This is a genomic window from Kitasatospora sp. NPDC054768, from assembly GCF_053612025.1.
This window is the reverse complement of record NZ_JBSHBN010000202.1, coordinates 1-15692: the sequence shown is the minus strand read 5'-3', so window position 1 is coordinate 15692 and position 15692 is coordinate 1. Positions and strand designations below refer to the sequence as shown.

Below are 15692 nucleotides of genomic sequence, written 5' to 3'. Positions count from 1 at the left end.
GCCGTGCGACGACCGCAGCAGCCGAAATCAGTTGCCTGACTAGCATCTCGGACAGGCCAAGGCCGACAAGGGCCTCGGCACGTGGCGCCCACCGCTCCGCTTGTACGAGTGCTCGTGCTCCCGCGCCCGGACCAACATCAAGTACATCTACGGCCTCAGCACCACTGACACGGAGAGGAACGCTCTGCCCCCGATGCTCGACACCTGCGCGTGGCCGTCGATCAGGCCTGCCTGCACGTCGGACAGGCAGGCCGGAGGCGAAGGTGCCGCTGCCCGGGCGGTACCAGCGGGCGGCCATGTTGACGTCGCCGGAGGCCGGTTCGGTCCAACCACTCTGTTATCCGAGCGAGTTGGTGGCGGCGGCGCTCGCCGTGGGCTTGCCGAAGGGATCGTAGGCCGTCGAGCCGGCGACGCTCTTTCCCGAGGGGTCGATGGTGGCGACCACGTCGGCGTGCTGGTCACTGATCACCAGGCGCGGGTTGGACCTCGTGCCTGCCGCTGCCGTGCCGAGGATCCGGCCGCCGGGGGTGCGGGTGCAGCTGGCAGTGCCGTCGGTGACGACGTTGTTGGAGCCGCCGTCGTAGGTGAAGGTGGTGGTCCCTGCTTGGGCAACGCGGTCGGCCGAGTCGTAGGTGAAAGTGGACGGTCCTTCCTTGGCCATCCGGTCGAAGCCGTCGAACTGGACGTCCTTGGGCTGGGAGTCCTTGGCCGTGCTGCCCGTCAACGTGCCACGAGCCGAGTAACTGTAGGTCGTTGTGCCGTCGTTCAGCAGCTCGTCGCGCTCGTCGAAGGTGGAGGTGACACCTCCCACCGAAGTGCGGTTGCCAGCCGCGTCCCAGGTGTAAGCGGTGGCGGTGGTGCCGTTGTTCCAGCTGGTGGGGCGCCCGGCCGAGTCGTGACCGTACTGGTTGATGGCGGCCCCGGCCGTGCCGGTCGTGGCCTTCGACGCCAGCCGGTTGTTGAGGTCGTCGCCGTAGCCGATCGAGGCGACCGTCGCCCCGCTCGGGTTCTTGACCCGACGATCTCCCACTCCTTCGAGACCGCGTGCCGGGTCGCCGACTCCGCCTGCACCAGATGCGAGACCTCGCCCTCATCCCCGTGCGTGTCCGAGACACGCGAACCCCGCCCGAACCGGCACCGAAGCCGTCATGCTGCTCACAGGAGGTCCCCTACCGCCCGGGCCAGCAGACGCCCTCGAACACCCCACACTCGAACGGGTGGACCTTTGACAAAAGGCGTCTGTCCGCTCGCGCGTTGACCATCTGATGGCCGTTCACATGTGAGGCCACTCGTCAATCCACGTGGCCGCCAACGGTTCGACCCCAGCCGCACCCTGCCTCACCTTCGTCAGGCGCAGACTGACGGTTGCCGACCACGCTCCGCCGGTGACGATGGTGTACGGCCCAGACAACTGACGGGCAGGTAGAACTGCGTCCAGGAATGCCCCTCGACCTGCGGAAGCCCCAATGTGCGCCTTCTCCGAGCGGCTGCCCTGTTCGCCGGATGGCCCCTGACGCTCTGTTTCCGCCGGCTCCGGCCGGCGCGCCTTCCCGGTCGGCCGCCACCTGGCCAGCGCCCGGCTCCCGGACCTCACCCTGCCACCCCGGTGGGCCACGACCTGGGTACCCCGCTGCTCCAAGTCCTGGACGGAGGAGGGAATTCCGGACGCCACCGTGCAGGTCTCGCTCTGCGAGGAGAAGCAGTACACATCGATGACCTGGTGACCGTCCTCGGCCACGATGGCGGTGCCGCAGTCCCCGCCCTGACCGGCGGCGCCCTCGATCCTCGGGCAAGGGCCGAAGCTCGTGAAACCCCCACCGCCCTCCGGACAGGGAACCCAGAAGCCGTCATCGGCCACCCGCCCGTGCCGAACGGCGCCCGTGCTCATGCCGAGCCGGCTCGCGTCCTCCCCGAGCTTCGCGGCTCAAGTCCTGAGCGGAACGGCTTCCTCATAGAACGGCTCACTGACGCGGGGCCGGAAGCGCCTCGTACGACCGGCGTCCCGGAAGCGATCACTCCGCCGCGAAGGCGGTGGAGGCCTGTGTCGAGCGCGCCGCCACCCATGCCGGGCGCTGGTCCGATCCCGCGCCCGGCCACCGCCCTGGCACGCATGGCCTTCGCATGCCGCGAGGCTGGATCGCCTTCCTGCCACGGGAGATCGGGCGAAGGGGCCACCCGCGCCTACAGCCTGCGACCCACGCCCCGGCCGCGACCCGCGTCGGCCCGGTAACCACCCGGGGCGGCCTCGCCGTCGAGCCGTTCGAGCGCAGAACGACGGCGCAGGCGCACACCCCGACCACGACGGAATCCGGCCGAGGCCTCGGCATGGCGCCGGACCGGAAGGTAGTATCGGTTTCCGCACTGACTGACCGTCAAGTGCACGCTATTCATCGGACATTGCTGGCGGGGGCGTCAGTCGACCCCTCAGGTGGGAGCGACGTGGGAAGTCGCGCCGAGCCGCGCCCCCCCTGTGTCCCACCCTCCGCACCGGAACCGACCACCGAATCCGGTAAGAACCAGAAAGCGTCCATTGGTTACCATCGCACATTCCGAGCTCGACGTCTTTCCACTCTGCCTCGGCGGCAGCGTCTTCGGATGGACCGTCGACGAGCGGACATCCTTCCGCGTCCTCGATGCCTACGCCGCCGCAGGCGGGAACTTCATCGACACCGCCGACTCCTATTCCCAGTGGGCCCCCGGAAACACCGGCGGGGAGTCCGAGTCCATCATCGGCAACTGGCTGGCCGCGCGCGGCCAGCGGGACCGTTTCGTCATCGCCACGAAGGTAGGCCGACTGAACGGACTGTCCGGGCTCACGGCGAAGGTCGTCCACCAGGCGGTGGAGGAATCCCTGCGCCGTCTGCGGACGGATCATATCGACCTCTACTACACGCACGCGGACGACCCGGAAACTCCCCTCGAAGAGACCCTCGCCGCACTCGACACGCTGATCACGGCAGGGAAGGTACGCCATATCGGCGCCTCGAACATCAGCGGCCCCAGGCTGGCCGAATCCCTTGAGGTCTCGAAGCGTTCGGGGCTCGCCTCGTACGTGGCGGTCCAGCCTCCCTACAACCTCATGGAACGCGAGCCCTTCGAGAGTGGGATCGCCCCGGTCTGCGAGCGCGAGGACGTCTCCTGCGTCCCGTACTTCGCCCTGGCGCAGGGCTTCCTGACGGGCAAGTACCGCGAAGGCGCACCCGCCGTTCCCAGCGTCCGCAGCGCCGCGGCACGACCGTACGGCGAAACGCCCCGCGGCCGCACGGTGCTCCGGACGCTGGACACGATCGCCGCCGAGCACGGCACCGCCCCCGCCGCGGTGGCCCTGGCCTGGCTGAGGGCGCAGCCCCATGTCGTCGCTCCGCTCGCCAGCAGCAGGACGCCCGAGCAGCTCGCCGAACTGACCCCGGGAGCGACCCTGGAACTCTCCCCGGCCGAGGTTCACTCGCTGGATCTCGCTTCACGAACCACCGCGGCGGACCACCATGCGCATGTCGGCTGAAGGAGGAGAATCCGCCGTGACCCTCACCCCCCACACCGCCCTGATCGGATTCGACGCCCTCAAGTCGTTCATCTCGGTAGCGCGCGATGAATACGAGGCCTGTACCCCGCAGGAACCACCCTCCTGTTTCGCCCTCCTGCTCGGCACCGTCGACGACGGTGTCGCGGCCGTCACCTCGGTCCAGTTCGCGACCAACGTCCGTGCCACCGACCCGATGGCGCTCGAAGAGTTCTCGACCTCCATAGAGCCGTGCTTCGGAAGCGCCTACCGAAACCCCCGCCGGGGATTCTGGTGCAGCTCGCAGGATCTGCTGCGTATTCACCGGCAGGCGGACCGTGACGGAGTCGAGATCCTGGGCTCCATCCATCTGCATCCCGACTGGCACCGGATCGGCCCACCCGACGAGCGAGGGCTGCGAATAAGCGAGAAGCCGACACCGATGGACCGCTACATGTTCGACAACAGTCGGTACCCGGTGAACATGATCTGCTATCTGGAATCCGGCCCACAGGGGGTTTCCGCCGCACTCGCGGCATGGGGCCCTCCTCCTGAGGACGAGGTCGCGGCGCCATGCCCCCGCCTCCTTCTGAGGTTCAGCGTGTCCTGAGGAACGGCAGCAGCCCGGTCGGCGTGGTCGCCGTGGCCTCGTGCCCGGCGACCGGCAGGGTGACCCGCTCGTCCCGGATGAACGTGTCGTGCCAGAGCATCATGGCCCCGATCCGGAGGCCCGACACCGTACCGCCCGCTGCCTGGGGGCCAAGGCGCCCGGCACAGCGGTCACACCGCCGCAGGAGAAGAATCAGAAGATACGCTGGCAAACCCCTCACATCCCCCAGTCTCTCGGAAAGATCCGCCCACTGAGGTGAACCTGCCGGAGACCCGGCTGCGTGGATACGCCTGTAGGGCAACTGCAGAGTGGCCCTACGTTCACTCAGCCATTCGGTAATGAAAGGGAGAACCAATGATGAAGATCCTGTTCGCCATCCGTGACGCGTCCTTCGCCAAGAAGAGCCTGAAGGCCAGCGCTTGGTACGTCTGGTACTAAGCCGACTGATCGGTACCCCCGGTACCTGAACAGCTGATCCGTCCCCGCCCCTGCCCCCTCGCGGCCTCCGCCGAGAGATCGGGCCCGGGCGGGGACGGAGACCGGCCCCGGCAAAGTCTCGGAGACATCACATGGCACTCTCCCCCGCCTCCGCCCGTTCGCGAAACACCGTGCTCTCCCCCCGACTTGAGGCCCTGCTCAGGGACCATCTAGGTAAGGACGCCGTCCGGCTCGAACCCGACACGATCGGGGTCGCCGGGCCCGAGCTCACCGACCGGATCCTCGCCGCCCGGCGCGCCACCGAGATCGAACGGCCCACATTCAAACCGCTGCACGGACGTTCGATCACCCGCACCGAGGCGTCCTCGGTGACGCGGACGATCGGCAGCGACGTGCGCGAGGCGCTGAAGGCCCCGCTGCCGCAGAACATCGACCTGTCCGGTCCGTGGCCGCTCACCGGTCATCTCTTCCTGCGCGACCTCATCCTCGGTCGGGACCCGCGCCGGCTGCGAATCCTGATGAGCCGCAACCTCGAACTGACGCCGCTGCTCACCTGGTTGGTCATCTCGGTCGGCGCCGCACTGCCCGGTAGGCCCAAGCCCGGCGACGACCTCACCGAACTCGGCAAGCTCACCGCCAAGGCGGCCGACTACCAGGATCGACGGTACGCGCTGGGCATGTACCGCCGAGCCGCCGCACCCGTCTGCTTCACCATCTCCACCCTGGTCGCGAACGCGCTCTGGCTCGGCTCGCCGTTCAACGACAGCACGCCGAACCGGAACATCATCCTCGAGTCACTGCGCATGCTGCCGCCGTCGTGGAACATCCTGCGCCGCGCATCGCCCGAGTACCCCGCTCTCGATCCACGGATCGGTGCGGGCGACGACGTCCTCGTCCTGCCGCTGCTCTCACATCGCGACCCGGCGCTGTGGGAGGCCCCGGACGAGTTCCGCCCCGAGCGCTGGGACCACCTCGACCCGGACAGCACTCCCGGCTACCTGCCGTTCGGGCACTCCTCCGAACGCTGCTGGGGCCGGCACATGGTGATGCCGCTCGCCGAACTGCTGCTGGACCAGATCCGGGCAGCCGGCCTGGTCGTCGACCCCGATCAGCGGACCGCCAAGGTGCCGCTGCTCGGCCTGCTCGGCGTCAGCGAGGTCCGCGTCCTGAAGGCACGCGATGCACGCTGATCACATACACACCGAACACGGCGTTACCGAATCGGAGTTCGCCGACGGCCGGTTCTACGCCGACCCGCACACCGCGTACCGCCGCTGGCGCACCGAGGGTGGCGCCCGCAAGGTCCGGTTCGGCGGCGCGGCCGGACTCGAAGGCTGGGTCGTCACGGGCCACGCCGAGTGTCGGAGCGCCCTCGCCGACCCCCGGCTGAGCAAGAAGGCCGTCACCGAGGCGTTCGCCCAACACGTCGGGAACTCCGAGGGAGGCCCGGGCCGCGACCTGATGACGCATATGCTCAACTCCGACCCCCCGGAGCACACCCGACTTCGCAAGCTGGTCCAACAGGCTTACACCGGGCGGCAGGTGGCGACCCTACGACCGATGGTCGAGCGCCACGTCGGCGCGCTGCTGGACCAGCTGGACGGGCTCGACTCGGCCGAGCTGATCAGCGAGTTCGCGCTGCCGCTGCCACTCGCGGTGGTCTTCGAGCTGTTCGGCGCGCCGCAGGCCGAACGGGAGAACCTCCAAGTCCGGGGCAACGCGGTCGATGCCGGCTCGGACGACGACGGCGGGGCGGACGGCGACGGCGGAGCGGACGGCGAGGTCTCGGTGGAGACTGCCGAAGGCATGGCGGACTACCTGCGCGCCCTGGTCGACCACAAGCGCACCCACCCGGGCGACGACCTGATCTCCGAACTGCTCGCCGCCCAGGCGGGCGGCGACCGGCTGACCGAGGCCGAGATCACCTCGATGGCGTTCCTGCTCGCGATCGCCGGCCACCAGAGCACCGTCAACCTGATCGCGAACGGCATCCATGCGTTGCTCGGCCACACCGAACAACTCACGACGCTGCGTGCGAATCCGGAGCTGCTTCCCGGCGCGATCGAGGAAGTCCTGCGCTACGAGAGCCCGTTCAGCATCGCCGCGCTACGCCGCACGACCGAGCCGGTGACGATCGCGGGCACCACGATCCCGGCCGGCGAATTCGTCCAGATCGCGCTGCTCGCCGCCAACCGCGACCCGGCCGTCTTCGCCGACCCCGACCGCTTCGACATCACCCGCCCGGACGCCACCCGACACCTCGCGTTCGGCCACGGCATCCACCATTGCCTCGGCGCACAGCTGGGCCGGCTACAGGCCGAGGTCGCGTTCAGCGAACTGCTGCGCCGCTTCCCGGCCCTGCGCCTGGCCGAACCGGCCGCCGCCGCGCAGTGGCAGGAAAACCCAAGGCACCGGGGACTGCTCAGCCTGCGGGTGCTGCTGCACTGACGACGGCAGGCGGGTACCGCCGGAGCGCGCGGGCGCTCCGGCGCCTCGGCCGCCAGGGGCACCACGCCGGCCGAGGTCCACCTCGAAGGCCCGGGCATCCACGGCCTCACGGCCGTGCTCCTCACCTGAGCCGGCGGCGTCGGCACGTACCCCGCGCGTACCCGGCGCCGAACCGATCACGTGGGTCGCATCCCACGACGCGGACGCCACCGGCGCGTTGCTCTTCGCCGCGACCAGGATTTCGGCCGTCCCGACCCGTGCCAAGGAGCCACAGGCGTCCGACCGAGCGAAGCCCAACCAGCGGACCATGGAGCGGACGAAGGCACTGGCGGAAACCGCGAACCTGACCGCCCGTGCCCGACGCAAGGCCGCGGCGGCCGGCCGAGCCCGCTCCCTCACCCCGTCTCACCCTGCCGCCGCTGCTCGCGCTCCTTGAACCGGAGCTCCGGTTCCTCGTGCCGGCGAGCCGCGTTGCTGCCGTCCAGCTGACCGGCGAAGGCTCGGTAGGCGGCCGGCAGCAGAGCCTCGCGGTCGGCGGGCTCCGTCGAGGCGATCGCCCGGAGCGCCTCGGCGGTGCCGTCGTCCGGTCCGGTGCAGGCACGCTGTCCCCCGCCCGTGGGCAACCCCCGCCCGGCCACCCGCCACCGGTGCGCTGGAGCTGGTGCGGGCCGACGCGGCACGCGGCGCCGTGCTCGACTTCGAGCTGCTGCGCGGCTGGCGGCAGCACGGACTCGGCACACCCGCGCCACCGCCGCTCGGTGACCGCCGCAGGTACGGGAGCGCCGCCACCCGCTCGGGTCGAGCGGGGACGTGCCGGAGGCACCGCACGACGTGCGGTGCCTCCGGTGCAGCGGACGTGGCGCGGGGTCAGGCGCTGAGGAGGTAGAAGCCGCCGTGGCCGGTGCAGCCGGCCCCCCAGTAGCCGCCCGAACGGAAGCCCGGCGGGATCGGCGAGTTGGGACAGGTGACCAGGCCGGCCTTGGCGATCTGGCGGTACCAGGCACCGACCCCGTTGCAGCCGTAGACCACGCAGCCGGTCACGACGTAGCCCGAGACGATCGGGGAGCCGCCGCACGTCCAGATCCCGTCCTGGACGAGGTTGTGCCGCCACGAGCCCACACCGTTGCAGCCGAGCTTGGCGTAGTCGGTGATGACGTACCCCGAGATGATCGGGGAGCCGCCGCAGCTGTACAGGCCGTCCGCCTCCGGCTGCTGGAACCACGAGCCCCAGCCGCTGCAGCCGTCCTTGTTGTAGGCGGTGAGGACCCATCCGTTCGGGATGGCTGCTCCGGCGCAGGCCCACTGGCCGGAGCTGGTGACACTCGTGACGCCGGCCGGCTGGGCGGCCGCACTGGACGTGCCGGCGGCGGTGCCCGCGAGGACGAAGGCGGCGATGAGCGCGAGCGCGCCCAGGGTGGCGCCTGTGCCACGGCGGACGACCGCGCCGGTGAGGCGCTTCCAGAGGGGACGAGGACGCATGGTCGGTTCACTCCAGTCCTGGCGGCGGGCATGCTGGATGCCCACTGGTCAGGGGGATGGCCGAGCGGTGAATCGGGCCTCACCTTAGTGGGGAGGCGGCGTGGGTGTCCGGTGTTTGGACCGTGAAGCGGTCCGGCGGCGAGAGTGCCGCGATCGCCGGACCCGGACGGTCGGCCTCGGCGCCGTCCTGGCCGGCGTCGAGGTCGCACGCACCGGCGCGGCCGGTCGCCCCGGTCGGGACGTCGGCCGGTTCGACCGCCCTGAGATCGACCCGCGCGCCGCGCAGCACCAGCCAGGCGTGCTTGGCCTCGTGCGGCGACCGGAAGACCCTGGTCATCTCGTCGATGAGCCTGCGGGCGGCGGCGGTGAGCGTCAGGCCGGTGAGGAACACGGTCACGCCCGCCACCGGGGAGACCGGATCGACGGCCCGCTCGGGCCGCCCGCCCGCGTCGTTGCACTCCGTCCCGACGGAGGCCGACGGGCCGAACTCGCGAGGGCCAGCCCGACAGCAGCTGCTCCAGCCGGGCGGACACCTGCTCGGAGCGCGCCCCCGGCGGGCGATTCCACGATGATGACCGGCTCGCCCACTTCGCCCCCGGTCCACGGACTTCCGCGTCTCGGGTGGAATCGTCCCATGCCGAAGCATGTCATCATGTGATGACATCGCACGATGACAACGGGTGGCATCTCCCATCGGACACGGCTGGTCCCATCGGACACGGCTGGATTCCGAGGGCCTCCAACCCCCGGTTCGACCACTCGATCTCCGACGAAAAGGACACGCCGATGGAGACCCTGTCGACGCGCCGCGAACAGGCCCTGGTGCCCGTCCTGGTGTTCCTCAGCGCAGTGGTGGCGGTGATCAGCAGTCTCGGCGCGCCGATGATCCCCACCATCGCGGCCGTCGACCACGTCTCGCTCTCCGAGGCCCAGTGGTCCCTGACCATCACCATGCTGGTCGGAGCGGTCACCACCCCGGTGCTCGGTCGTCTGGGCGACGGACCGCACCGCCGTACGGTCACCCTCACCGCCGCCGCCGTGGTGGTGCTCGGCAGCGTGCTGGCCTCGCTGCCGCTCGGCTTCGGCTGGCTGGTCGCGGGGCGCGCGCTGCAGGGGGTCGGGCTCGGACTCACCCCGCTGGCCATCGCCACCGCACGGGACAACCTTCCCCCCGCGGCCTCCCGCTCGGCGGTCGCGCTCCTGTCCATCACCACCGTCGCCGGCGTCGGCCTCGGCTACCCGATCACCGGCCTGATAGCCGAATCCTTCGGCATCCACGCGGGCTTCTGGTTCGGCGCCGTGATCAGCGCCCTGGCCCTCCTGCTGGCCGCCCTGGTGCTGCCCCCGACCACGGACCGTGAGAGGCGCCCACTGGACGTGCCCGGCGCGGTGCTGCTCGGCCTGACCCTGGTCGGCCTCCTGCTCGTGCTCAGCGAGGGCGAGACCTGGGGCTGGGACAGCGCCCGGCTGCGGACGGTGGCGGTCCTCTCCCTCCTGCTGCTGGCCGGCTGGCTGTGGCACGAGCTGCGCACCGCCCACCCGCTGGTCGACCTGCGCTCGCTGCGCAATCCCGTCGTCCTGACCGCGGACGTGGCCGGGCTGGTCGCCGGCGTCGGGATGTACCTGCTGATGTCGCTGGTGATCCGCTACGTCCAGACCCCGACCGCCGCCGGCTACGGCCTCGGCGCCTCGGTCGTGGTCGCCGGCCTCGTCCTGCTGCCGTTCTCGGCGGCCAGCCTGCTGTCCAGCAAGGTGGTCCCCGGGCTCGCCCGGCGCACCTCCTCCGCCCTGGTGCTCCCGCTGGGCTGCGCGGTCTCGCTGGTGTCGGTGCTGCTCTTCCTGTCCGCCCGCGACCACCTCTGGGAACTCATGGTGGTGATGGCGATCGCCGGACTCGGTGTCGGCTGCACCTTCGCCGTCATGCCGGGGCTGATCGTCAACGCGGTGCCGGCCCACGAGGTCGGCAGTTCGGTCAGCTTCAACCAGGTGCTGCGCTACGTCGGCTACTCCACCGGCAGCGCGCTGTGCGGCGCCGTGCTCCAGGCGCACACCGCGCCGGGACGGCAGCTGCCCACCGACAGCGGCTACCGGGACGCGGCGCTGATCGGCTGCGCGGTGTGGGTGGTGATCGGCCTGGCTACGATCGTCCTGCCGCGGCTCGGTGCCGCGACCGGCTCCCGGAAGGGTGCCCGCGTGGACGAGGGGCTGATCGTGGAAGAGAGCATCGACGACATGGTTGTCGGCGGGAGCGAGGCACCCGTCCTGCGGGCCGGGGCCGAGCGGTGACCGACGCCACCCCCGAGGCCGGCGCCACTCCCGAGGCCTGCGCAGCCCCCGAGGCCGGCGGGTCCGCCGCCACGAACGGCGGCGGACCGGGGTCCGCGGCACCCCGGCGCCGCGACGCCGCCCGCAGCCGGGAACTCCTGATCCGGGCGGCGACGGAACTCTTCGCCGAGCGTGGATTCGAACGCACCACCATCCGGGAGATCGGCGACCGGGCCGGCGTCGACCCGGCGCTGATCGCCCGATACTTCGGCGGGAAGACGCAGCTCTACCTGGCCGCCGTCCAGATGGAGCTGGGCGACACGGCACCGGCCGACCTCCTGGAGGAGGACCGGCTGCGCGGCCTGCTGGAACGCTTCTCCCGGCGCGGCCCCGGCCCGACCTTCCAGGCCGCGGTGCTGCCCGGCGACAACACCGAGGTGCAGCGGGCAGCGCGCACCTACCTCCACGAGCGGCTGGTGCAGCCGCTGCAGGACCGCTTCACCGCCGAACAGGCCGACCGGCCCCGGCTGCGGGCCGAACTGGCGGCGGCGGCCTTCGCCGGGATCGTCCTGGCCCGCACGAGCGGCGCGTTCGGCGAGCTCGCCGAGGCCGACTCCGAGGACCTGCTCCCCCTCCTGCACGACCTGCTGGCCGCGAGCCGGCCCGCCCGGTAGACCGTCCGCCGCTCCGAACCTCGCCGCGGGCGGCCTGCCGGGCCGCCCTCGCCGCTCGCGCCCTGACCGCGCCGGGCGGTCCGGACCGCCGTGACAGGCGGTCCGGCGGTCGGCCTGTCGGTGGGCCTCGCTACTGTTCCTCCCCTGATCAAACGTGTCGAGGAGAGGGGCGGAGCTGTGCGGCGCTGGGAGTTCGTCGAGGGCGGCTCGGACAAGTTCTGGGAGGCCGCGGTCGACGGTGCCGCGGTGACCGTGCGCTACGGCCGATCCGGCACCGCCGGGCGGGAGCAGAGCAAGGAGTTCCCGACCGCGGAGGCCGCGCAGGCGCACTTCGCCAGGACGGTCGCCGAGAAGGAGCGCAAGGGCTACCGCGAGACCACGGCGGGCGCGGCGCCCATCCCGCCGCCCATCGCCCGGCCCGTCGCGCCGACCCCGCCGACCGCCGCCCCCGAGCCGCCGGACGCCCCGGACGGCCCGGTCGACGAGGACGCCTTCGTCCTGCCGGAGGCCTGGCGGAGGGCCCTGCTCCCCCGCCGGGGCGGCGTCTCCCGCCCGCCGGCCGCCGCGGTGAAGAACGCGGTGGACGAGTACCACGCCTCGCTGAGGCGGATGGACGACTGGCTGGAGCAGGCGCTCACCTCGGACCGCAGCGACGCGGACCTGGTGGCGGCCGCCCGCGCCCACCGATCCGGCAGCCGGAACCCGGTCGGCGCGGCGGTGCTGGCCGCGCTGTTCGCGGTCTCCGCCGACAACAAGGTCCGGACGGCCGCCGACGCCTGGGTGGCGGAGTTCGGCCTGCCGTTCGCGGCCAGGGCCACCGTCGAGCTGTTCACGGTGGCCGTCAAGACCGATGGGAACGGCTCACGCGCCCTGAACCCGCGCGTCCGACGCGCGGCCGTCCGGACGGTGGCGGCGTACCGCCCCGCCGCGGATCGTGTCCGGTCGCTGCTGGCGGCGTGCGACGAGGAGACCCACCGCACGGCGGTCGAGGCCCTGGCCGGATGCCGGACCGACCTGGCCCGCCTGGTGGCGGCGGCGTACCTGGTGCCGTCCGAGTCCGACTGGGCCGAGGAGTGCGCGACGTCGGGCGCGCGGCTGGGCTCGGCCGAGTGGTCGATGCTGCTGTGCTCGCTCTCCTCGGCCGAGCCGCTGGAGAAGCTCCCCCAGCCGCCGAGCCTGCACTGGGACGGCTGGTCCACCGAGATCATCGCGACCGTGGCGGAGGGTCTCGGGGGCGGCGCCGCGCCGCTGCTGCTGCACGCCCTGGCCAACAACCACCTCTACAGCGACAAGCAGAAGCACCTGCTGAACGCGATCGCCGAGCTTCCCTCGGACCAGGGCTTTCGGGGGCTGCTGGCCCATCAGGAGAACGGCAAGGCGGCCCGTGGAGCCCTGGTGGCGGCCATGCGCCGTTTCCCCCGGCGTGCGCTGCGCCTCCTCGCGGAGGCCGCGGCGGCGTCCGCCGATCCGGCCGCGCAGCGGCTCGCCCGTCAGCTCCTCACCGCCCACGTCGCCGCCCACCGCGCGACCGCGATCGAGCTGCTGCCGGAGCTGACGCCGGAGCAGGCGGCCGTGGTCGGGCCGCTCACCGATCTCGGCGACCGGGTGCCGGACGTCCCGACCGGTTCGCTGCCGGAGCTGTTCACCAGCCCGCCGTGGACCCGGCCGCGCTCCACGGCCAGGCCCCGCGTGCTGACCGGCCTCACCGCGCCGCAGGAGACGCGGCTGCGGTGGCTGCCGGGTGAGCGGGAGGCGTGGGCGGTCTCCGAGTCCTGGTACGCGAACTGGTCGGACGCCGACTGGCAGCGGATCGCCGGCACGATGCGGGCCGCGGACGGGCAGTCCGGCGCCGCGCGGCACCGTTCCAACCGGCACGAGGAACTGGCGCTGTTCGCCTACGGCGACGAGCAGCTGGGCCGTCCGCTGATCGCGCAGTGGCGGGGCGAGGAGTACATCTGGGACGCCACGGGCGCGCTGCGCCGGGTCGCCGCCCGCTTCGGGCCGGACGCGCTCGGGCCGATACGGGCCGCCGCGCTGCAGAACCCGGCCGCGCACGCGGCGCTGCTGCTGCCGTACCTGGACGTCCGGGTGGCCGAGACGATGGCGGACTGGCTGGTGCGTCTCAAGTCGGCCGGGGACACCGCCCGTTCCTGGTTCGCCCGGCACGGCGTGGACGCGGCCCGGCTGCTGGTTCCGGCCGCGGTCGGGAAGGCCGGAGCGGCCCGGCGCAACGCCGAGCAGGCCCTGCGGCTGATCGCTGCCGCGCACGGCGCCCCGGCGGTGCACGCGGTGGCCGGCGAGTACGGGCCGCAGGCGCAGGAGGTGGTGGGCGCACTGCTGTCGGCCGACCCGCTGGTGAACCTGCTGCCGGCGAAGCTCCCCCAGCTCGGCGACTGGGCGGAGCCGGTGATGCTGCCGCAGCTGCTGGTGCGCGGCGGCGAGGGCGCGCTGCCCGCCGAGACGGTGCGGCACGTGCTCACCATGCTCGCGCTGTCGAAGCCCGGGGCGTTCTACCCGGGCCTCGACCAGGTGGCGGAGGTGTGCGAGCCGCAGTCGCTGACGGCCTTCGGCTGGGCGGTGTTCGAGCAGTGGCGGATGGCCGGCATGCCGTCCCAGGACGGGTGGGCGCTGCACGCGCTCGGCCGGCTCGGTGACGACGGGACGGTCCGCCGGCTGACGCCGATGCTCCGCGCCTGGCCGGGCGAGGGGGCGCACCACCGCGCGGTGGACGGCCTGGAAGCGCTGGCCGCGATCGGCAGCGACGTCGCCCTCCTCCACCTGCACGGCATCGCACAGCGGGTGAAGTTCAAGGCGCTCAAGGCGCGGGCGCAGGAGAAGATCGCCGAGGTGGCGGCCGGCCTCGGCCTGTCCGGGGAGCAGCTGTCGGACCGGCTGGTGCCGGACTTCGGGCTGGACGCCGACGGGACCACCGTCGTCGACTACGGCAGCCGGACGTTCACGGTCGGCTTCGACGAGCAGCTCAAGCCGTACGTGCTGGACGCGGACGGCGCCCGTCGCAAGGATCTTCCGGTCCCGGGGGTGCGGGACGACGCCGAGCTGGCGCCGGCCGAGCGCAAGCGTTTCGCCGCGCTGAAGAAGGACGTCCGCACGGTGGCGGGGGACCAGATCCGGCGCCTGGAGGAGGCGATGGTCACCCGGCGGTCGTGGACGGCGGAGGAGTTCGATCAGCTGTTCGTCGGGCATCCGCTGCTGTGGCACCTGGTGCGCCGGCTGGTGTGGCTGGCCGAGGCGGACGGCGCCACGACGGCGTTCCGGGTCGCCGAGGACCGCACCCTGGCGGACGTCGCGGACGAGGTGTTCGTGCTGCCCGCCGGGGCCACCGTCCGGCTGGCCCACCCGCTGCTGCTCGGTGCGGAACTCGCGGCGTGGTCGGAGCTGTTCGCCGACTACGAGATCCTGCAGCCGTTCCGTCAGCTCGGCCGCCCGGTGTACGCGCTGAGCGACGAGGAGCGGGCCGGCCACCGCCTGACCCGCTTCGAGAACGGTCCGGTGCTGCCCACCACCCGGCTGGTCGGCATGGAGCGGCGCGGCTGGCAGCGCGGCGAGCCGCAGGACGCGGGCGTGGAGCGCTGGCTGTCCCGTCGGGTCGGGCCGGACCGCTACGTGGTCCTCGCACCGGAGCACGGCATCGCGGTCGGCATGCACGACGTGTATCCCGAACAGCGCGTGGAGACGGTGTGGCTCGACACCCGCCCGGGCGACTACTGGACCCGCAACCGCACCTTGCCGACCTTCGCCGAGCTCGACCCGGTGATGGCCTCCGAGGTGATCGCCGACCTGACCGAGCTGACCGAGCCGACCACGCCGTGACGGCGCACCACCTCGCCGACAGCCACGCGAACCACCCCGGGAGGGCCGCCATGACCACCACCGCCGAGGAGCAGCTCCAGCGTCCGCCCGCCGAGATCCGGTACGCCGAGGAGCTGGCGGCGCTGCGCGCCGAGGACCGCGACCCGCGCCCGCCGGGCTGGGAGCTGAGCCTGCGCGCCGCCCGCCGGTTCGTCGTCGGCGACGAGAAGGCCGGCATCGACCGCAAGTTCGTCGGCGATCCGGCGCTGGTCGAGCGCGCCCTGGTGACCCTGGCCACCAACCGCGGCCTGCTGCTGGTCGGTGAGCCGGGCACCGCCAAGTCGCTGCTGTCGGAGCTGATCGCGGCGGCGGTCAGCGGTACCTCCCGGCTGACCGTACAGGGCGGCGCGGCGACCACCGACGACCAGAACAAGAAAACGAGTAACAAACCCCACCAGGAATACCAGGG

The 15692-nt window shown here is 72.1% G+C and carries 13 protein-coding genes; 9 read left to right on the top strand and 4 right to left on the bottom strand.

Annotated elements, in window-relative coordinates:
• Positions 1-337: 337 nt before the first annotated feature.
• Positions 338-1030 carry a hypothetical protein gene (locus ACWGKU_RS36665; RefSeq protein ID WP_401044827.1) on the bottom strand — a complete coding sequence of 231 codons (693 nt, stop codon included), beginning with the start codon at positions 1028-1030 and terminating at the stop codon, positions 338-340.
• 1500 nt (positions 1031-2530) lie between these two features.
• On the opposite strand from ACWGKU_RS36665, the gene ACWGKU_RS36660 reads away from it, so the two are divergent.
• From ACWGKU_RS36660 to ACWGKU_RS36640, 5 genes are all read left to right on the top strand, one after another.
• Entirely contained in the window at positions 2531-3502 is a 972-nt protein-coding gene (locus tag ACWGKU_RS36660) for an aldo/keto reductase (protein WP_452179566.1), read from the top strand.
• Positions 3503-3518: 16 nt separating this feature from the next.
• On the top strand, positions 3519-4109 hold the full coding sequence (locus ACWGKU_RS36655; protein WP_452179567.1) for a hypothetical protein: 591 nt from the start codon (positions 3519-3521) through the stop codon (positions 4107-4109).
• A gap of 354 nt (positions 4110-4463) precedes the next feature.
• Positions 4464-4547, top strand: a complete 84-nt coding sequence (locus tag ACWGKU_RS36650) for a tryptorubin family RiPP precursor (protein ID WP_401044834.1) — start codon at positions 4464-4466, stop codon at positions 4545-4547.
• A 131-nt stretch (positions 4548-4678) separates the two neighbouring features.
• The gene (locus ACWGKU_RS36645) at positions 4679-5737 is read left to right on the top strand and encodes a cytochrome P450 (protein ID WP_401044819.1); all 1059 of its coding nucleotides are present in this window, start codon (positions 4679-4681) and stop codon (positions 5735-5737) included.
• A complete protein-coding gene (locus tag ACWGKU_RS36640; protein WP_452179568.1) occupies positions 5727-6995 on the top strand; it encodes a cytochrome P450 family protein in 1269 nt (422 codons plus the stop codon). The genes ACWGKU_RS36645 and ACWGKU_RS36640 overlap by 11 nt, the downstream gene beginning before the upstream one ends.
• A 395-nt stretch (positions 6996-7390) precedes the next feature.
• Here ACWGKU_RS36640 and ACWGKU_RS36635 read toward each other — a convergent pair whose 3' ends face one another.
• From ACWGKU_RS36635 to ACWGKU_RS36625, 3 genes are all read right to left on the bottom strand, one after another.
• Positions 7391-7618, bottom strand: a complete 228-nt coding sequence (locus ACWGKU_RS36635) for a hypothetical protein (protein ID WP_401044813.1) — start codon at positions 7616-7618, stop codon at positions 7391-7393.
• Positions 7619-7862: 244 nt separating this feature from the next.
• Positions 7863-8474: a hypothetical protein gene (locus tag ACWGKU_RS36630; protein ID WP_401044811.1), complete on the bottom strand. Its 612-nt coding sequence runs from the start codon at positions 8472-8474 to the stop codon at positions 7863-7865.
• Between the two features lie 79 nt (positions 8475-8553).
• The gene (locus ACWGKU_RS36625; protein ID WP_401044808.1) at positions 8554-8871 is read right to left on the bottom strand and encodes a hypothetical protein; all 318 of its coding nucleotides are present in this window, start codon (positions 8869-8871) and stop codon (positions 8554-8556) included.
• A gap of 389 nt (positions 8872-9260) precedes the next feature.
• Here ACWGKU_RS36625 and ACWGKU_RS36620 point away from each other — a divergent pair, with 389 nt between their 5' ends.
• The 4 genes from ACWGKU_RS36620 to ACWGKU_RS36605 form a co-directional block, all read left to right on the top strand.
• Positions 9261-10760, top strand: a complete 1500-nt coding sequence (locus ACWGKU_RS36620) for an MFS transporter (RefSeq protein ID WP_401044806.1) — start codon at positions 9261-9263, stop codon at positions 10758-10760.
• Positions 10757-11413 (top strand): TetR/AcrR family transcriptional regulator, encoded by a 657-nt coding sequence (locus tag ACWGKU_RS36615; RefSeq protein WP_401044804.1) that lies wholly within the window; start codon positions 10757-10759, stop codon positions 11411-11413. Before ACWGKU_RS36620 ends, ACWGKU_RS36615 begins: the two co-directional genes overlap by 4 nt.
• Positions 11414-11590: 177 nt before the next feature.
• Positions 11591-15244, top strand: coding sequence for a WGR and DUF4132 domain-containing protein (locus ACWGKU_RS36610; protein WP_452179569.1), 3654 nt, complete (start codon positions 11591-11593; stop codon positions 15242-15244).
• Between the two features lie 50 nt (positions 15245-15294).
• Positions 15295-15692 (top strand): AAA family ATPase (locus ACWGKU_RS36605; protein ID WP_452191732.1); only part of this gene is annotated, 398 nt, incomplete at its 3' end.

Coding starts and splice junctions, on each gene's coding strand:
- ACWGKU_RS36620 (WP_401044806.1), top strand. CDS start 9,261: ATGGAGACCCTGTCGACGCGCCGCGAACAGGCCCTGGTGCCCGTCCTG.
- ACWGKU_RS36640 (WP_452179568.1), top strand. CDS start 5,727: ATGCACGCTGATCACATACACACCGAACACGGCGTTACCGAATCGGAG.
- ACWGKU_RS36645 (WP_401044819.1), top strand. CDS start 4,679: ATGGCACTCTCCCCCGCCTCCGCCCGTTCGCGAAACACCGTGCTCTCC.
- ACWGKU_RS36630 (WP_401044811.1), bottom strand. CDS start 8,474: ATGCGTCCTCGTCCCCTCTGGAAGCGCCTCACCGGCGCGGTCGTCCGC.
- ACWGKU_RS36650 (WP_401044834.1), top strand. CDS start 4,464: ATGATGAAGATCCTGTTCGCCATCCGTGACGCGTCCTTCGCCAAGAAG.